General features: G+C 62.8%; 15 protein-coding genes. 10 read left to right on the top strand and 5 right to left on the bottom strand.

Annotated elements, in window-relative coordinates:
* The first annotated feature begins 57 nt into the window (after nt 1-57).
* On the top strand, nt 58-1,383 hold the full coding sequence (locus AC0GNR_RS05805) for an IS1182 family transposase (RefSeq protein ID WP_472899619.1): 1,326 nt from the start codon (nt 58-60) through the stop codon (nt 1,381-1,383).
* 291 nt (nt 1,384-1,674) lie between these two features.
* On the opposite strand, the gene AC0GNR_RS05800 is transcribed toward AC0GNR_RS05805, so the two are convergent.
* Nucleotides 1,675-2,430 (bottom strand): class I SAM-dependent methyltransferase, encoded by a 756-nt coding sequence (locus AC0GNR_RS05800; RefSeq protein WP_472900049.1) that lies wholly within the window; start codon nt 2,428-2,430, stop codon nt 1,675-1,677.
* Between the two features lie 130 nt (nt 2,431-2,560).
* Between AC0GNR_RS05800 and AC0GNR_RS05795 the strand changes: the two genes are divergently transcribed.
* The 9 genes from AC0GNR_RS05795 (at nt 2,561) to AC0GNR_RS05755 (ending at nt 14,097) form a co-directional block, all read left to right on the top strand.
* A complete protein-coding gene (locus AC0GNR_RS05795) occupies nt 2,561-4,039 on the top strand; it encodes a potassium/proton antiporter (protein ID WP_472900048.1) in 1,479 nt (492 codons plus the stop codon).
* Nucleotides 4,040-4,087: 48 nt separating this feature from the next.
* Entirely contained in the window at nt 4,088-4,762 is a 675-nt protein-coding gene (locus AC0GNR_RS05790) for a TetR/AcrR family transcriptional regulator (RefSeq protein WP_472900047.1), read from the top strand.
* A 42-nt stretch (nt 4,763-4,804) separates the two neighbouring features.
* Nucleotides 4,805-6,001: an efflux RND transporter periplasmic adaptor subunit gene (locus AC0GNR_RS05785; protein WP_472900046.1), complete on the top strand. Its 1,197-nt coding sequence runs from the start codon at nt 4,805-4,807 to the stop codon at nt 5,999-6,001.
* A 10-nt stretch (nt 6,002-6,011) separates the two neighbouring features.
* A complete protein-coding gene (locus AC0GNR_RS05780; protein ID WP_472900045.1) occupies nt 6,012-9,206 on the top strand; it encodes an efflux RND transporter permease subunit in 3,195 nt (1,064 codons plus the stop codon).
* 63 nt (nt 9,207-9,269) lie between these two features.
* The gene (locus tag AC0GNR_RS05775) at nt 9,270-9,947 is read left to right on the top strand and encodes a protein-L-isoaspartate O-methyltransferase family protein (protein ID WP_472900054.1); all 678 of its coding nucleotides are present in this window, start codon (nt 9,270-9,272) and stop codon (nt 9,945-9,947) included.
* Between the two features lie 10 nt (nt 9,948-9,957).
* Nucleotides 9,958-10,308 (top strand): rhodanese-like domain-containing protein, encoded by a 351-nt coding sequence (locus tag AC0GNR_RS05770; protein ID WP_472900044.1) that lies wholly within the window; start codon nt 9,958-9,960, stop codon nt 10,306-10,308.
* A gap of 49 nt (nt 10,309-10,357) precedes the next feature.
* Nucleotides 10,358-11,719 carry a TolC family outer membrane protein gene (locus AC0GNR_RS05765; protein ID WP_472900043.1) on the top strand — a complete coding sequence of 454 codons (1,362 nt, stop codon included), beginning with the start codon at nt 10,358-10,360 and terminating at the stop codon, nt 11,717-11,719.
* 12 nt (nt 11,720-11,731) lie between these two features.
* Nucleotides 11,732-12,856 (top strand): rhamnan synthesis F family protein, encoded by a 1,125-nt coding sequence (locus tag AC0GNR_RS05760; RefSeq protein ID WP_472900042.1) that lies wholly within the window; start codon nt 11,732-11,734, stop codon nt 12,854-12,856.
* Between the two features lie 125 nt (nt 12,857-12,981).
* Entirely contained in the window at nt 12,982-14,097 is a 1,116-nt protein-coding gene (locus AC0GNR_RS05755; RefSeq protein WP_472900041.1) for an O-antigen ligase family protein, read from the top strand.
* A 21-nt stretch (nt 14,098-14,118) separates the two neighbouring features.
* Here the strand turns inward: AC0GNR_RS05755 and AC0GNR_RS05750 are convergent, their stop codons facing one another.
* From AC0GNR_RS05750 to neuC, 4 genes are all read right to left on the bottom strand, one after another.
* On the bottom strand, nt 14,119-14,433 hold the full coding sequence (locus AC0GNR_RS05750) for a hypothetical protein (protein WP_472900040.1): 315 nt from the start codon (nt 14,431-14,433) through the stop codon (nt 14,119-14,121).
* Entirely contained in the window at nt 14,399-15,529 is a 1,131-nt protein-coding gene (locus AC0GNR_RS05745; RefSeq protein ID WP_472900039.1) for an IS630 family transposase, read from the bottom strand. The genes AC0GNR_RS05750 and AC0GNR_RS05745 overlap by 35 nt, the downstream gene beginning before the upstream one ends.
* Before the next feature lie 56 nt (nt 15,530-15,585).
* On the bottom strand, nt 15,586-16,602 hold the full coding sequence (locus AC0GNR_RS05740; RefSeq protein ID WP_472900038.1) for a class I SAM-dependent methyltransferase: 1,017 nt from the start codon (nt 16,600-16,602) through the stop codon (nt 15,586-15,588).
* 66 nt (nt 16,603-16,668) lie between these two features.
* Nucleotides 16,669-17,784: a UDP-N-acetylglucosamine 2-epimerase gene (neuC, locus tag AC0GNR_RS05735; protein WP_472900037.1), complete on the bottom strand. Its 1,116-nt coding sequence runs from the start codon at nt 17,782-17,784 to the stop codon at nt 16,669-16,671.
* Nucleotides 17,785-17,786: the final 2 nt, after the last annotated feature.

Raw genomic sequence — 17,786 nt, 5'->3', positions numbered from 1 at the left:
CTAGGAGCCTGCGCGGCAGAAGCGCCATGAGGTCCGAATGCTTGGTAAATTGTGGGCATGGCCGCAAGTTACCTCCCCTACGAACCGCAACAGCAGCGACTGCTGCCTGACGCACTGCAAGACTGGCTGCCCGAAGGGCATCTGGCGTACTTCATCAGCGACAGCGTCGACAGCCTGGACCTGAGGGCGTTTCACGCCCGTTACGACAAGGGCGGCCCACGCAACCAACCGTTTCACCCGGCCATGATGATCAAGGTCTTGATCTATGGCTACGCCACGGGCACCTTCAGCTCGCGCAAGCTGGCGGCCAAACTGCATGAAGACGTGGCGCTGCGGGTGCTGGCCGCAGAGAACTACCCGGCGCACCGCACGCTCTCGGACTTTCGGGCACTGCACCTGCAAGAGCTCTCGGCCTTGTTCGTTCAGGTCGTTCGCCTGGCGCGCGAGTGCGGCCTGGTCAAACTGGGCACCGTGGCGGTGGACGGCACCAAGCTCAAGGCCAATGCGAGCCGTCACAAGGCCATGAGCTACGAGCGCATGCTCAAGGCCGAGGCCGAACTCAAAGCGCAGATTGACGGGCTGCTCAACAGAGCTAAGGCGGCCGACGACCTGGAAAAGAACGAACCCGACATCGACATCCCCAGCGAGATCAAACGCAGAGCCGATCGGCTGGCCGCGATCACGGCGGCCAAGCTGCGGCTGGAACAACGCCAGCGAGAAGCCGATGCAGCCCGCGGGCGCAGCCAGAACGATCAGCGCAAACCCCGGGACAAGGACGGCAAACCCAAGGGCGGGCGCTACAAGCGCGACTTCGGCGTGCCCAAAGACAGCGCCCAGGAGAGCTTCACCGACACGGACAGCCGGATCATGAAGCGTGCCGGTGGGGGCTATGACTACAGCTACAACGCGCACACGGCGGTGGACGAGAGCGCGCAGATCGTGGTGGCGGCCGAGCTGAGCAACAACGCCACCGACAGCGACCGCCTGCCCGTGTTGCTGGCGGCGGTGAAAGCCAACCTGTGCGAAGACGCCAGGCAGGTGCTGGCTGATGCGGGGTTCCGCTCGGAGTCGGTGTTCGAGCAGATCAAGGACAGTCCGAGCGAGTTGATCGTGGCGCTGGGGCGCGAGGGCAAGCAGGCGCTGGAGATTGACGCCCGGAAGTACCCGCGCAGCGCGGCGATGGATGCCAAGTTGAAGACACCCGAGGGCAAGGCGGCCTACCGCAAGAGGAAGTGGATCGTGGAGGCGCCCAACGGCTGGATCAAGAGCGTGCTGGGGTTCAGACAGTTCAGCCTGCGCGGACTGGACAAGGTCAAGGCCGAGTTCAAGCTCGTGTGTCTGGCGCTGAACTTGAGACGGATGTGCAGTTTGCGCGGCATTTGAGGGAAAACGGGGCATCTCGGGGCGCGAAACGGGGCGTTCAGACCTGACCAAGGCCGCCGTAAGGACCACGCCAAACAACGGAAGCGATCAAATCGCCCGAGGCACCGCGCAGCGGTCCTCAAATCAGTACGCGAAACGTTCTGCCGCGCAGACTCCTAGGGCAAATGGGCAAGGACGTGAACGCCTGGAAAGCGGCGGACTTTTACGCGGTGTACATCGGGTTTCGTTGCGTTGCCGCGGTGAACTGACTGTCAGCCCGTTGGGGCCGCCAGGGCGCAACCCACCAGGGGTTCAATCCACCCGCTTCGCCACGTACACCCCGTAGCCGAAAAACGCCTTGTGCACTTGGTACAGGGCGATCTCATGCTCTTGCTCTGCCACCACGTCCAGCGCGGCTGCGCTGTGGCCGTGGCGCCGCAAAAAGTCGCCGAAACTGGCCTGCAGCGGTCGGTAATAGTTTTCCATCCAGCAAGACTCGGGCAGCACGAAGTAGCCCAGCGGCGAGTAGCCGTATCGCTCCAGCACACGCATTTTTGCTGAGGCCGTGTCGACCTCGGGGTATTCGCGTTCCCAGTGCACTTGCAGCTCGGGCGATCGAGCGTCGGTGGTCCAGGTGAGTTCGGAGGCCACGAGCACGCCACCGGGCTTGAGGAGCCGCCGCCAGCTTTTCACGCCGTTTTCAAACCCCATGTTGTAGATGGCGCCCTCGGACCAGAGCAGGTCGAACTGCGCGTCGGCAAAAGGCAGTTCGCTCATGGACGCTTCGAGCGGCGCCACGCAGCGGGCCAAGCCGGTGGCGGCGATGCGCTGCTGCAGCGTGGCCAGAAAGGGCGCAAGAAGGTCCACCGCGGTGATGTGCGCCCGAGGCAGCAGCCGGGCCAGCGCCAGCGTGGACGCACCGGTGCCGCAACCGATGTCGGCCACGGCGGCAGGCGCATCCGGGTCGAGGCCGGTCAAGCGCAGCGCCAGCGCAGTGTGTGCATCGTCCCCCGGCCCCTGGCGGTGGTTGGGTTGGTGCAGATCGATCAGCAGATCCAGGTTGTCCATAGGGCGTGCGTGTCGTGTTCATTCAGCCCACGGGTTGCGGGTTTCGCTCGGGCAGGCGAGCACCCGAAAAACGTATTGTGTTTGCAGGTCTGGGCCGGTTCGCTAGCGCACATTCTGTTAGCTTACGGGAATGAATCTTTCTCTCGATTTCCTCACCCTGCCTTTGCTGGCGGCGGCCGCGCTGGTCTTCATCAGCGTGCTGGCGGGGGTGTTTTCAGCGCGCATCGGGTTTTCTTTTCTGCTGGTGTTTCTGGTGGTGGGCACGCTGGCGGGCGTGGACGGCCCCGGCGGTTTGGTGTTCAACGACTTCCGTCTGAGCTTCTGGGTGGGCAACGTGGCACTGGCGGTGATCTTGCTGGACGGTGGCCTGCGCACCAACATGAGCACGTTTCGCACCGGTTTGAGGCCTTCGCTGCTGTTGGCCACGGTGGGGGTGGTGGTGTGCACCGCCATCACCGGGGCGGCGGCGCACTGGCTGCTGGACTTGTCTTGGCCGCTGGCCTTGCTGGTGGGCGCCATCGTGGGCTCGACCGACGCTGCGGCGGTGTTTTCGCTGCTGAAGTCTTCTGGTGTGCACCTGAACGAGCGGGTGGCGGCCACGCTGGAAATCGAGTCGGGTATGAACGACCCGATGGCGGTTTACCTGACGCTGACGTTTATTGCCATTGCGCTGGCCGTGGCCGGGGGCACCGCCGAGGCCATGAGCGCGGGGGACGTGATGCTGTCGCTGCTGCAGCAGTTTGGCTGGGGCACCTTGCTGGGGCTGGGTTGCGGCTGGGGGCTGGCCGAGCTGCTCAAGCGCTTGGGCCGCGGGGCCGACGGCGGCGGCGGTGTTCGTGCGCTGCTGGTGGTGTCGGGCGGCTTGGCGGTGTTTGCGTTCACCACCTGGTTTGGCGGCTCCGGGTTTTTGGCGGTGTACATCATGGGCGTGGTGGTGGGCAACCGGGCCCGGCGCCAAGTGCGTCCTTCGCTGTCGGCCATGGACGGCTACGCCTGGCTCTCGCAGGCCGGCATGTTCTTGCTGCTGGGGCTGCTGGTCACGCCCACCGACTTGCTGCGCACCCTGTGGCCAGCGCTGGGGGTTTCGCTGGTGCTGATGTTTGTGGCCCGCCCCATTTCGGTGTGGCTGTGCCTGGCGCCACTGCGCTTCAGTCCGCGCGAGATTACCTTTATTTCTTGGGTGGGCCTGCGTGGCGCGGTGCCGATTGTGCTGGCCGTGTTCCCGGTGATGGCGGGCGTACCTGGGGCACAGACCTTCTTTAACGTGGCGTTTGTGGTGGTGCTCACGTCGCTGCTGCTGCAGGGCTCCACCATTGCATGGAGCGCCAAGCGCACCGGCGTGACGATACCCGACCCGGACGATACCGAACACGCGCGCCTGGTGCTGGGTGACTTTGTGCTGGATGCCAGCACGCCGATGGACAACCTGTGCGCGTTTTATGGTTTGCCGGTTCCGGGCGAGCCCACCCAGGCCGTGGGCGACTGGCTGCAGGCTGAGCTGAACCGCCCGCCCGTGCCGGGTGACAGCGTGCACCTGGGCACGGCCGAGATCAGCGTGCGCGACATGAAGGGCAAGCGCATTGGGCACGTGGGCATCAAGCTGGGGTGAGCGCCATAAGGTATATTAATAACCGACTGGTCATTAATATACCGACGCGTGACAACCGACAAACACACCACCAACGCACCGCTGGACGCCGAGCCGCCGCAGCGCCGTGCGCGGCGCAAGGAAGCGCGCCCCGGTGAACTGGTGGACGCCGCGCTGGCCTTGTTCGTTGAAAAAGGCTTTGCAGCCACCCGGGTAGAAGAGGTGGCGGCGCGGGCCGGTGTGTCCAAAGGCACGCTGTTTTTGTACTTTCCCAGCAAAGAAGAACTGTTCAAGGCGGTGGTGCGTGAAACCATTGCCGGGCGCTTCACCGAGTGGAACGAAGAGCTGGACCGTTTTGATGGCAGCAACGCCGAGCTGGTGCGCTACTGCATGCACAGCTGGTGGGAGCGCATTGGCATGACAGCCGCCTCGGGCATCACCAAGCTGGTGATGAGCGAAGCGGGCATGTTTCCCGAGATTGCGGCCTTTTACCAGCAAGAAGTGATTGGCCCCGGCCACGACCTGCTGCGCCGGGTGCTGCAACGCGGCATGGACAGCGGCGAGTTTCGCCCGATGCACCTGGAATACGCGGTGTACAGCCTCATCGCACCCATGATCTTTTTGCTGATGTGGAAGCACTCGATGGCGCCGTGCTGTCCAGCTTCAGAACAGATTGACCCCGTGAGCTTTATCGACAGCCAGGTGAGCCTGCTGCTGGGCGGCATGCTTGCGCCCACCGCCTGAGCGCCCGCGCGCTGGCAACCCACACCCCCTTTCTTCACATCCATGAACACCCCACGCCGCCCCTGGATCCAATGGTTGTTGCTGGCGCTGCTGGTGCTGGCGATTGCGCTGGGCCTGGCGCGTGCGCTGAACAAACGCGCCGCACAGCGCGACGCCGCCAACCAGGCCGCCGAAGCCTTGCAGCAAGCCCCCGTGTATGAGCTAACAGCCCAAGACGTGGTGGTGGTGCAACCGCTGACCCTGGCGCAAACCGTGGGCATTTCCGGCTCGCTCAAGGCCTTGCAAACCGCGGCCATCAAGGCCCGCGTGGCCGGCGAGGTGCAAGGCCTGCAAAAGCGCGAGGGTGACACCGTGCGCGCAGGCGAGGTGGTAGCGCGCATTGACAGCACCGAAGCGCAAGCCCGGCTGCGCCAGGCCAGCCAGCAAGCCGAAGCAGCCCAGGCGCAGGTGAGCATTGCCCGGCGCGCACTGGACAACAACCAGGCGCTGGTGCGCCAGGGCTTCATTTCGGCCACCGCGCTGGAAACCACCACCGCCAACCTGGCCGCTGCCGAAGCCAACCACCAGGCGGCGCTGGCGACGCGCGACATCGCCCGCAAAGCGCTGGCAGACACCACGCTGCGATCACCGCTGAACGGCCAGGTATCGGCCCGGCTGGTGCAAAACGGCGAGCGGGTGGGGCTGGACGCGCGCATTCTGGAGGTGGTCGACCTGTCGGGCTTTGAGCTGGAAGCCGCCCTGGCCCCGGCCGACGCGGTGGCGGTGCTGCCAGGCCTGCAGGTGAGCCTGACGGTAGAAGGCCTGGCGCAGCCAGTGCAGGCCACGGTGGCGCGCATCAACCCCAGTGTGCAGGCGGGCAGCCGCAGCGTGCTGGTGTATTTGCGTGTTTCGGCGGGTGCGGGCATGCGCCAGGGGCTGTTTGCCCAGGGTTACATCGTGACCGGGCAGGTGAACGCGCTGGCGGTGCCGCTGTCTGCCGTGCGCAACGACCAACCGTTACCTTATGTGCAGGTGCTGCGGGACGGCCGCATCCAACACCGGCCGGTCACACCCGGCGCGCGCGGTCTGCTGAACGGCGAACCCATGGTGGCGCTGGACGGCCTGCCCGCGGGCACCCAGCTGCTGCGGGCGCAAGCGGGGCTGATCCGCGAGGGCACTGCCGTGCGCCTGCAAGCCGCTACCGAGACCAGCAGCGCACCCAGCGCCAGCAGCCCCGCCGCCCTGACCACCACCCACTGAGCACCGCACCATGTGGTTCACCCAAATTTCGTTGCGCAACCCGGTGTTTGCCACGATGGTGATGGTGGCTTTTGTGGTGCTGGGCCTGTTTTCATTCCAGCGGCTGCAGATCGACCAGTTCCCCAACATCGACTTTCCGGTGGTGGTGGTCACTACCGAATACCCGGGTGCATCGCCCGAGATCGTCGAGTCGGAGCTGACCAAAAAGGTGGAAGAAGCGGTGAACGCCGTGGCGGGCGTGAACGCGCTGAGTTCGCGCAGCTACGAGGGCCAGTCGGTCGTCATCGTTGAATTTCAGCTCACGGTGGATGGCCGCAAAGCGGCCGAAGACGTGCGCGAAAAAATCGCGATTCTGCGGCCCACGCTGCGCACCGAGGTGAAAGAGCCGCGCGTGCTGCGCTTTGACCCGGCGGCGCGCTCCATCTGGTCGCTGGCGGTGATACCCGAAGCGGTGAATGGCCAAGCGCCCTCTGCCGTAGCCGTGACCACCTGGGCCGAACAAACCCTGAAAAAGCGGCTGGAAAACGTGCGCGGTGTGGGCTCGGTGACGCTGGTGGGTGGTACCCAGCGCGCGGTCAACATCGACCTGGACACCAAGGCCATGGAAGCGCTGGGCATCACCGCCGAGCAGATCACCACCGCCGTGCGCAACGAAAACCAGGACCTGCCGGTAGGCACGCTCAAAAGTGCCGAGCGCGAACGGGTGGTGCAGGTGCTGGCGCGCCTGAAAAACCCGAAAGACTTTGAATCCATCATCGTGGCCCGGCGCGGTGGCTCGCCGGTGTATTTGTCGCAAGTGGCGCGGGTGAGCGACAGCACCGACGAAGTGGAAAGCCTGGCGCTGTACAACGGCCAGCGCACGCTGCTGCTGCAGGTGCAAAAGGCGCAAGACGAAAACACCATTGCGGTGACGGATGGGCTGAAGGCGGCCGTGGAGGCGCTCAAAGCCGAAGTGCCGCCCGGCATGCGGCTGGAGCAGATCACCGACGGGTCGCGGCCCATTCGCGTGTCGGTGGATAACGTGCGCCGCACGCTCATTGAAGGCGCGCTGCTCACCGTACTGATCGTGTTTCTGTTCCTGAACTCGTGGCGCTCCACCGTCATCACCGGGCTCACGTTGCCCATTGCGCTCATCGGCACCTTCTTTTTCATGAACCTGTTCGGATTCACCATCAACATGATCACGCTGATGGCGCTCACGCTCTCGGTGGGTCTGCTCATTGACGACGCCATCGTGGTGCGCGAAAACATCGTGCGCCATGTGCAGATGGGCAAAACGCCTTTCAATGCCGCCATGGACGGCACGCAAGAGATTGGCCTGGCGGTGCTGGCCACCACACTGTCCATCGTGGCGGTGTTTCTTCCCATCGGGTTCATGGGCGGCATCATCGGCAAGTTTTTCCACGAATTCGGCATCACCATGGTGGCCGCGGTGCTGATTTCCATGTTTGTCAGCTTCACGCTCGACCCCATGCTCTCCAGCGTGTGGCACGACCCGGAGATTGAAAAACACGGAAAACACGGCACACCCCGCACGCTCTACGACAAGACCATTGGCCGCGTCACCGCCTGGTTCGACCGCCTGCAAGACAGCATGACCGAGTCGTACCAGGGCGCGCTGCGCTGGTCGCTCAAACACAAGCTGGCCACGCTGGGCCTGGCGGTGGCCACGTTTGTGGGCAGCATTTTCATGGTGCCGCTGCTGGGCACCGAGTTTGTGCCCAAGGCCGATTTTTCTGAAACCTCGCTGAGCTTTCATACCCCGGTGGGTTCCTCGCTGGCCGCCACCGAAGCCAAAACCCGGCAGGTGGAAACGGTGCTGCGCGAATTCCCTGAAGTGAAATACACCCTGGCCACCCTGAACACCGGCAATGCGGTGGGCACCATGTACGCCAGCGTGTACGTGCGCCTGGTGGACCGCAAAGACCGCACGCTCAGCGCCGACGCCCTGTCGGCCAAACTGCGCGAGCGCCTGCGCAGCGTGCCCGGCATCACCGTGACCCACGCCGGCCTGCTGGACGCGGTGGGCGGCAACAAACAGGTGGAATTTTCGCTGCAGGGCGACGACCTGGCAGAGCTGGAACGCCTGACGGAGCAGGTGATGGAACGTATCCGCCCCATCGTGGGCCTGGTCGACCTGGACGCCAGCGTGAAACCCGACAAGCCCACCGTGGATGTGGTGATGCGGCGCGAACTCGCTTCCGACGCCGGGCTGAACGCTGCGGCCGTGGCCAACAGCCTGCGCACCCTGGTGGCCGGGCAAACCGTGGGCAACTGGCGCGCGGTGGACGGCGAGAGCTACGACGTGAACGTGCGCCTGGCGCCCGAGCTGCGTCAGCGCACCAGCGACCTGGAACAACTGCCATTTGTGGTGGGCACCGCCGCCGACGGCACGGCGCGCGTGGTGCGCCTGGGGCAGGTGGCGCAGGTGGTCGAATCAACCGGGCCGAACCAGATCAACCGCCGCAACCTGAACCGCGAAGTGGCCATCAACGCCAACGTGTACGGCCGCTCGGCAGGCGATGTGTCGGCCGACATCCGCCGGGTGCTCGACACCTCGTCCTTCCCGCCCGGCTACCGCTACGAGTTCGGCGGCTCCACCAAAAACATGCAGGAATCGTTTGGCTACGCCCTGTCTGCCCTGGCGCTGGCCATCATTTTCATCTACATGATCCTGGCCAGCCAGTTCCAGAGTTTCTTGCAGCCACTGGCGCTCATGACCTCGCTGCCGCTCACGCTCATTGGTGTGGTGGTGACGCTGCTCATGTTTGGCTCCACCATGAGCATGTTCTCGGTCATCGGCATTGTGTTGCTGATGGGCCTGGTCACGAAAAACGCCATTTTGCTGGTGGACTTCGCCATCCGCGCCCGCCACGGCATCGACGGCGGCGCCCCGCTGGACCGCGAAAGCGCGCTGCTGCTGGCGGCCCGGGTGCGGCTGCGCCCCATTCTCATGACCACACTGGCCATGGTGTTTGGCATGGTGCCACTGGCGTTTGCGCTCACCGAAGGCTCTGAGCAGCGCGCGCCCATGGGCCAGGCGGTCATTGGCGGGGTCATCACCTCGTCGCTGCTCACGCTGGTGGTGGTGCCCGTGGTGTACTGCTACATGGACGACCTGGCCCAATGGTTTCGACGCCTTTTCGGCGCTAAGGGGAACCCGCCCCATGCCGACGTCAGGGTTCCACCGGCCAGCGCTCAGTAAAATGGACCAACATCGGCTAATATACCCACCGGAGTATCAAACATGACCACTCAGACCGCCCCCATGAGCCTTGACCAGGCACGGTTCAACATGATCGAACAGCAGATCCGCCCCTGGGAAGTGCTGGACGCCAACGTGCTGGCGCTGCTGAGCCGCGTGCACCGCGAAGCCTTTGTGCCCGCCGCCCACCAGGCGCTGGCCTTTGCCGACATGGAACTGCCCCTGACCCACCCGGCCGTGGAAGGCCAGTGCCTGCTGGCGCCCAAGGTGGAAGCCCGCATGCTGCAAGACCTGCAGCTCAAGCCCACCGACAAGGTGCTGGAAGTGGGCACCGGCAGCGGCTACCTGGCCGCGCTGCTGGCCAGCCTGGCGCAGCGTGTGGTGTCGGTTGAAATAGACCCCAACCTGGCCCGCAGCGCCCGCGAAAACCTGCAAAAAGCCGGCATCACCAACGCCGATGTGCGCACCGCCGACGCAGCCGCCAACCAGTTTGCTGCCTGCACCGCCGAAGGCCCATTTGACGCCATTGTGCTGAGCGGCTCGGTGGCCGAAATCCCGCCAGCTTTGCTCGCTCTGCTTGCTCCCGGTGGCCGGCTGGTGGCCATCGTGGGCCAAGAGCCCATGATGCGTGCCACCGTGGTCACCCGCGTGGGCGATGCCTCGTTCCAGACCGCCCAGCCCTGGGACACCGTGGCGCCGCGCCTGCACAACTTCCCCGAGCCATCGCGCTTCCAGTTCTGAGACCACCGCCATGATCTCGATACACCCCGCCCAACTCCAGGACTGGCTCAAAGCTGCCGAGGCCCAAACGCCGGCGGGCGCCCAGCCCATCGTGCTGGACGTTCGCGAGCCCTGGGAACTGCAAACCGCATCGGTCAAACCCAACGGTTTCCAGTTGCTTCACATGCCCATGCGCAGCGTGCCCGCCCGCTACCTGGAGCTGGACCGCAGCCAGCCCATTGCCTGCCTGTGCCACCACGGCGCCCGCAGCGCGCAGGTGGTGCATTTCCTGATGAACAACGGTTTCACCGAAGTCGTCAACATCCATGGCGGCATCAACGCCTGGTCACACGAACTCGACCCCACGGTTCCGGTCTACTGAGCGCACCTGCGCCTTGTTGCCCCACCGCTCTGCCTCAAAGGAAACCCCCATGAACGCCTATTCCATCAGCCCGTCCCAACCGAAGCGCCCGCTGGCGCTGAGCCGCTTGGCCATCGGCGCCCTGCTGGCGCTGGGTGGGGCCACCGGCGCGCAGGCCCAGAGCCTGGTGGAGCTGTATGAGGCGGCACGGGGATTTGACGCCACCTACCTGTCCGCCCGCTCCCAGTTTGACGCCAGCCAGGCCAAAGCCGCGCAAGCACGCGCCGGTTTGCTGCCGCAAGCGGGGCTGGCCGCCGCCGCCAACTGGGCCCGCCGCGACAACTCTGGCACAACGCCAGACGGAAGCAGCAACAGCCAAAACGTGGCGCTCTCAGCCAGCCAGCCGCTCTACCGCCCCACCAACAAACTGACCAACGACCAGGCGCAACTGAGCATCGACATTGCCAAGGCCCAACTCGAAACCGCCGAACAAGACCTGATCGTGCGCACCACGCAGGCCTATTTCGACGTGCTCGCCGCCGAAGACACGCTCACCTTCGTCAAGGCCCAGAAATCGGCTGTCTCTGAGCAGTTGGCAGCCGCCAAACGCAACTTTGAGGTGGGCACTACCACAGTGACCGACTCGCGCGAAGCGCAAGCCCGGTTTGACTTGGTGCTGGCGCAAGAAATTGCCGCCGAAAACGACCTGCGCGTCAAAAAGCTGGCGCTTGATCAACTGGTGGGCAAAGCTGGCGTGACGCCCAAACCCCTGGCGGCACCCGTGGCCTTGCCCGAGCTGTCTCCGGCTGACCCACAGGCCTGGGTCAACCAAGCCGAAACCAGCCACCCGGCGGTGTTGCAGGCCACCAAGGGCTTTGAAATTGCCCAGCTCGAAACCCGCAAAGCCGAAGCAGGCCACCTGCCCACGCTGGACCTGGTGGGGCAGTACCAGATTGCGCGGGCGCCATCCAACACGAATCCAGCGCTGGGCTACGTGCGCACCAACACGGCCAGCGTGGGCGTGCAGTTCAACATGCCGCTCTACACCGGCGGCGCCGTGCAAAACCGCGTCAAAGAAACCCTGGCGCTGGAAGACAAAGCCCGCACCGACCTGGAAGCCGCCCAACGCGGCGTGAGCCAGGCCACCCGCGCCGCCTACTTCGGCGTGCTCTCGGGCCAAGGCCAGGTCAAAGCGCTGGAAGCCGCCGAAGCGTCCAGCCAGAGCGCTCTCGACGCGAACAAATTGGGTTATCAGGTGGGTGTGCGCATCAACATCGACGTCCTCAACGCCCAAAGCCAGTTGTTCCAGACCAAACGAGACTTGGCCGTGGCACGCTACAACGTGCTGCTGGGCGGCCTGCGCCTGAAACAAGCCAGCGGGCAACTGGCGGCGCAAGATCTGCAGCCCATCAACGCGCTGCTGGCGCGTTAAGGGATTGGACCTATGGGTCTGTTGATTTGGAAGCTGCGCAGAGAAATCGACCGAATTGGGCAGCAATTGCAAGGGATACCAGAATTTTTTCTGGAGCCCAAACAGCGCCGGAAGCACGATGCGTCACGCGCAACAGTACTCAAAACTCAGTCTGGTGAGATTGCAGAGCGCAAAAAAATCGCCTTGTTGCTGGTTTACCAGCCCACCGGGATTTCGGATTCCACCCGTTGGACATGTGAACATCTGGTTAACAGGGGCTACGCACCACTGATTGTCAGCAACGCCCCTCTTTCTTCTAAAGACAGGTTGCTTTTGGCACCTTGGACATGGCGAATGACCGAACGTCCCAATTTTGGCTATGACTTTGGTGGCTACCGGGACGGCATCTGGCTCTTGCAGCAATGGGACATCGATCCGGAGGTGCTGATCATCCTCAACGACAGCATTTGGTTTCCGCTGTCGGACGAAGAGATCTTGATCAAACAGATGGAAGCCGTGCCCGCCGACGTGGTCGGTGCGCTGCAACTGGACCCGCTGCGTCAGACTGATGGGATCCCCGAAAAAAAGCGGCCCTTCTTTGGTTCGTTCTTCCTCATGATCAAACGGGCAGCCTGGAAACACACGGCCTTCAAACATTTCTGGGAAACCTACCGCATCACCAGCAACAAGTACAAGACCATCCGCCGCGGTGAGCGTGGTTTCTCACATGCCATGATCGACGCGGGTCTGACCTGCCAAGCGATCTATACCCGCAGTGCGCTTGATGAACACATCCAGGCATTGCCGAATGAAAGCTTGCTGAAGTTCCTGTGTGATCTGGTGAGCATCGACGACACCATCACGGTCGGTATTAAGGAAGCTGCCGAAAGCTTCAGTGACACGCCAGTGTGGCGCTCCAAGGCAATGGGGCTAGCTATGGCCGCGACCGAAAAGCAAAACATTCTGGCGACCGCACCTATCACCTCATTGACCACCTTCAAAGTTCCTTATCTGAAGAAGGCGCGCGACAAAAACAACTTGGCTGCATTGCGGACCATCCGCCAGCGGATGGCTCAACATGCGCTCCCCGCAGCGCATCCGACCATCCTCGACGAAATCGACAAGGTGCTGGGGCAGCAAGAGCGAGCCTTTTCCTGATGACATCCCATATCAAGCACAGCACATCTCTTAGCACAAGTTTTTTTCATGCGGTCTGTGGGTGGAGTGCCGTAGCACTCGTTTTTGCTGCACCAGTCTCGCGCTCCCTTTTCATAGTTGCAGGCTTGGTCTTCACGTTGTCTTGGCTGGCCGAGGGCAACCATCGCGCCAAATGGCAACTGTTGCAGGACAACCCCATCACGGCACCGGTACTCGTGCTGTCTGCTGTCGTACTTGTGTGGTCCCTGTTCAGCCCTGCACCCTGGGAAGCCGTGCAGCACACACTGAAGGTCTATAGCAAACTCCCCTTGGTGCTGATGCTGGTCACGACCTTGAGCGATGAGCGTTGGCGCCAACGTGCATGGTTGGGTTTCTTGGCGGCCATGCTGTTGGTGGTGCTATCGACCTACGGCAATGTCGTGTTCGATTTGCCGTGGTCCCGAACGCGCAACCAGGGGCTGGGGCAGGATCACAGCGTCTTCATCGAACACGTGTCTCAGAGCTTGATGACCGCCATATTTGTCGCGGTCTGCGTGCATAGGGCAATCGAATGCCGGACGCAAAAACCACGGTGGACATGGATCACACTTGCGCTACTGGCACTGATCAGCATGGTCTTCCTGGTACAGGCTCGCTCGGGGCTAGTGGCACTGGCCGTTGCAGTTGCTGTCCTGCTGGTCATGCACATCCCCCGCGACCGACTGGTCTGGGTGGCTGGCGCTGCAATGCTGCTCAGCACCCTGCTGATCGTTGCCAGCCCCCTGATGCGTGATCGGTTGGTATTGGCCTATTCGGAAGTGGTCAATTACAAGCCCTTTGAACTGACCTCTTTGGGTGCGCGCATCGACATGTGGCGCTTCGCATTGGGTCAGTCAGTGGAACACCCTTTGACGGGAACCGGAGCCGGCACCTACCGGGAACTGGCTGCACAACACTTCGGGCACTGCACCTGGGTTTGCGAGCATCCACACAACCAATACCTTTTCTTCAGCATGGAATATGGCTTGCTCGGGCTAGCAGCATTTCTGTGGCTCGTATGGAGGGTCTTCGTGACTGCTCTCAAGTCGGTCAGCCCGGAAAGAACCTTGCTGTTGGTCTTTGTGTCCATACTGGCGGTCGATAGCCTGTTCAATGTGCCACTCTGGTTTCGCGGGCAGAGTTATTTCTTCTTCACGACGCTGGCGCTGTTGGTTGCCACAGTGCGTACTCCTTTGGGCACTGCAGCCAGGCCCCTCAACTAGTACAGCATCCCTTAAATAGGTTTATGTAATAGGCTCGAAGTACGGTCCGAGCAATGAGACGACCAAGTTGGCAACCGTGGCGAGGTCACCGATACCGGGCAAGGGCTCCCATCGGCCGGTGTGGCTGCGGAATGAGGCTGAGTAGGAGTTGCGCGCGAGTTCGGTGATGCGTGCGATGGTGTCAACGCTGTCGTCGGCGTCGACACCGCCATTGCTGTGCATCTGGATCAGCAGATGCTTGCCGTACGGCTTGACGTGAGCCCGCTGGTGACCGGTGAGCGTAGCGATCTGGCGCTGCAGCTCAGCGGCCTTTCTTTGTACTTCGAACGTTGGCATGGTGTTTGAACCTCAGGGGTTCGCCAGTTTGTAGCTCAAAGCCGGCGAAGGTCCATTTGAACGGTTGGGGCGCCTGGTTGCGCTGCTCCATGAAGGCGTCGGTACGCTCGCGCAATTGCTCGATGGACGAGTGACTGGCGTGGCGCAGGACACGGCGCGAGTAGATGCCGAACAGCAGCTCGATCTGATTGACCCAGCTCGCATGCAGCGGCGTGAAATGAAAGACAAACCGGTGATCGTGCCGGGCGTTGAAATCGCCCCACACAGCCTGGGCGCGGTGGGTGTTCAGGTTGTCCCACACGATATGAACGCGTCCCTTCGGGTGAGCAAGCGCGACCTGTTCCATGAAGGCTACGAGGTCGGCTTGGGTGCGCCGATCCGTACAGCTGCCCATCACGCGCCCGGAGTGCACGTCCAGGGCAGCGATCAGGGACTGGGTGCCGTGGCGGATGTACTCGAACTCGCGCCGACGCGCACGCCCTGGAGCGGGTGCGCGGTCCGTGTGCTTGCGCTCGATGGCCTGGATCCCGGTCTTCTCATCGACCGACAGCACGACCGATCCCTTGGGTGCCCGACGGTACAGCGCACAGATTGCATTGACCTTTTGGCGAAACTGCGGATCTGGGCTGTGCAGCCACTGCCGCACACGGTGCGGTCGCAAGTCGCCCGCCTGCAGGATGCGTTGCAGGTGGCTGCGGCTGATCTGCGTGACCACGCCACGCTCGACAGCACGCCCAACCAATTCGTCCAGCGTCGGCGTAGCGCGTCCCTGCGCCTCGGCTGGCTCGCACGCAAGGGACAGCAATTCCAGTCGCTGCGAGGCGCCAATTCGCCGGGGTCGCCCGGGTCGTGCCACCTCGTCCAAGCCCTTGAGTCCTTGCCGGGCCAATCGAGAGCGCCAATGAGAGACCGTCTGCACGGAAACGCCCACTGCCTCTGCGATCGCCGTCGTCGACGCCCCCGCGTGGCACATCAGTGCGATTTGCGCTCGAATCACTTGGCGCTGCTCGGCTGTGCCTCGACGGGTCAATAGTTCAAGGGTCTTGCGATCTTCTCGCGACAGCTTGATTGCCTGCGCTTGTCGTCCTCTATTCATGCACCCGAGACTACTTGAAATCCCATCTTAATGAAAGCAATTTACGGGATGTTGTACTAGCGCTTGCGGGCCACGAGCTTGATGAAGTCCTGGCCGTGCGGCGTGCGGATAAGCTCATGCTCCAAGCGCCTGGCCTGTTCACGGTCGGCTGCATCGACTCGGCGTCCTTGTCGGGCGATGCGCGCAGAATCCCGAGCTGTTTCCAAGACACCGTCTGAACGGGATTCCACCTGAAATCCAGCAGTCGTTAGCAAGGCTGTGAGAGTGGTCTCTGTGAAAAGGACCAAGTGGCGAGGAGCTTCTAGTCCACGCCAGTATCTCCCGAAATGCTGGTGAACGTCGCTGACAGCATTCGGTGTTGCCAGCAGCAGAATCCCGCCTGGGCGCAAGGCCGCGTACATGAGACGGATCATCTCAACCGGGTCGAACACATGCTCAATCACGTGAGAGCAGACGAGTGCGTCAAAGGCAGCATTGAATTCGCCAAGACGCTCAAAGCCACCTTGTTGGACATCGAGTCCATCGTCTCGCGCGACCTGAACCGCAGCCGGATCCATTTCCAGGCCGTGGGCCGACCAACCCAACTGGCGCGCCAGTGCCAATGTGACTCCAGCGCCACAGCCAACATCCATAAGTTCACCAGGTTTGATATCTGCAAGCTCTTGCCACCCGAACGGCAAGCCCATGCGCTTGGCTTTGCGAGCTACGAACGACCCCAGAAAATCCGGAAGCTGCAGTCGCGGTCCGATGTTTCGCGCTAAGCGTGCAGAAAGTCGCTCGTTCTTCCACCGGGTTTTCAAACGCCGCCAGCCCAGGCCACTGGTCACACCCACGTGGGTGTAGTAAGTCGCGTAAGCCCGCCCGATCGCTTCCTGCCTGGGCAGTGGGTTAAGGTACACACTTTCACAGTCGTGGCAGCGCCAGTAGGTCCAAGACCCGGGTGCGGTGAAAAAGCTCCAGTCCCTGACGCCTTCGTGCAGAAGCGCGCAGTAGGCCGAACCGCAGACGGGACATGCGTCCATGGTATGAAGCGCTGCCTCGGGCCATAGCCCCAAATAATCCGTCTGGTTCATCGCAAGTGTGAAAAGTCGTCGCAGTTACGGAGGCGCATCACTCACTAGCCAAGGTCAAGCTGCAGCTTAGACCGCGAACACCTTCTGCGCTGGGCGGTTCCAGTAGTCAGCGTTCAGCAGGATCTCGGCGAAGCGTGCTGCCGCGTCCCCAGCCCCGAACGAGACGTCCATGGGCATGCGTTGTCCCCATCGCTCCAACAAGAAGCGGTCGACGACTTCGGTTATGAAGGCCGAGCACGCCTGGATGGAGGGCGCCGACGCACGATTCGTCTGCCTAGTCCCCACATCCAGACTCGGCACCCCCAGAAACGGGGCTTCCCTCACCCCGGCACTGCTGTTGCCCACCATCACTGCCGCGTTTTTCATCAGTTCTGAAAAGTAGTTGAAACGCATCGACGGGATGAGTCGGAAGCGCTCCTTGGGCAAGCGGTCCAGCACGGCAAAGATGTCTTCGGTGCCTGGGTCGTTGTTGGGCAATATGACAACGAAGTGTTTGCCACTGGCCACCAGCCGGTCAAACAGTGCCTGCGCCTGGGCGCCGATGGTGTCGGCTTCAGACGTGACGGGATGGAAGATGACGATGCCGTAGTCGTCAAAGGGTATGTCGTAGCGTTTCTTGACTTCTTCGATGCTCACGCCCGATGGGCGGGCATGCGTGTCCAACTCGGGCGAGCCAATGTTGTAGACGCTGTCTGGCGACTCGCCCAGCGCCATCACACGGGCGCGGGCGGCTTCAGAACTGACGAAGTGGGTGGCGCAGAGTTTGGTGTTGCAGTGGCGGATGCTTTCGTCAATAGTGCCCGACACCTCACCGCCCTCGATGTGGGCCGATGGGATGTATTTCATGGCGCAGACGATGGATGCGGCCAGCGCCTCGACGCGGTCGCCATGGATGACCACCAGGTCGGGCCGGTGTTCGTGCACGAAATCAGAGAAACCGAGGATGGTTTTGGACAGGATGAAGTCTTGCGCATCGCCTTCGCGCTGGTTGACGAACTCGAAGAAGTCGGCGCCGGGGAAGCGTTTCACCTCCAGCCGCGTTTCGCCGTAGCGACGCATCATGTGCATGCCGGTGATGAAGAAGCTGATGGCGAAACCGGCCTGCTGGGCTGCGTGAGCCAGCGGTTCGAGCTTGCCGTAGTCGGCACGCGTTCCCGTCACGAAGAGGAGTCTTTTGCTCATGG

The sequence above is a fragment of the Hydrogenophaga sp. LT287 genome (genome assembly GCF_055702805.1).
The sequence above is the reverse complement of the archived record's forward strand: the minus strand, read 5'-3'. Positions and strand labels throughout refer to the sequence as shown.

Coding starts and splice junctions, on each gene's coding strand:
- AC0GNR_RS05805 (WP_472899619.1), top strand. CDS start 58: ATGGCCGCAAGTTACCTCCCCTACGAACCGCAACAGCAGCGACTGCTG.
- AC0GNR_RS05800 (WP_472900049.1), bottom strand. CDS start 2,430: ATGGACAACCTGGATCTGCTGATCGATCTGCACCAACCCAACCACCGC.
- AC0GNR_RS05795 (WP_472900048.1), top strand. CDS start 2,561: ATGAATCTTTCTCTCGATTTCCTCACCCTGCCTTTGCTGGCGGCGGCC.
- AC0GNR_RS05785 (WP_472900046.1), top strand. CDS start 4,805: ATGAACACCCCACGCCGCCCCTGGATCCAATGGTTGTTGCTGGCGCTG.
- AC0GNR_RS05780 (WP_472900045.1), top strand. CDS start 6,012: ATGTGGTTCACCCAAATTTCGTTGCGCAACCCGGTGTTTGCCACGATG.
- AC0GNR_RS05775 (WP_472900054.1), top strand. CDS start 9,270: ATGAGCCTTGACCAGGCACGGTTCAACATGATCGAACAGCAGATCCGC.
- AC0GNR_RS05770 (WP_472900044.1), top strand. CDS start 9,958: ATGATCTCGATACACCCCGCCCAACTCCAGGACTGGCTCAAAGCTGCC.
- AC0GNR_RS05765 (WP_472900043.1), top strand. CDS start 10,358: ATGAACGCCTATTCCATCAGCCCGTCCCAACCGAAGCGCCCGCTGGCG.
- AC0GNR_RS05760 (WP_472900042.1), top strand. CDS start 11,732: ATGGGTCTGTTGATTTGGAAGCTGCGCAGAGAAATCGACCGAATTGGG.
- AC0GNR_RS05750 (WP_472900040.1), bottom strand. CDS start 14,433: ATGCCAACGTTCGAAGTACAAAGAAAGGCCGCTGAGCTGCAGCGCCAG.
- AC0GNR_RS05745 (WP_472900039.1), bottom strand. CDS start 15,529: ATGAATAGAGGACGACAAGCGCAGGCAATCAAGCTGTCGCGAGAAGAT.
- AC0GNR_RS05740 (WP_472900038.1), bottom strand. CDS start 16,602: ATGAACCAGACGGATTATTTGGGGCTATGGCCCGAGGCAGCGCTTCAT.
- neuC (WP_472900037.1), bottom strand. CDS start 17,784: ATGAGCAAAAGACTCCTCTTCGTGACGGGAACGCGTGCCGACTACGGC.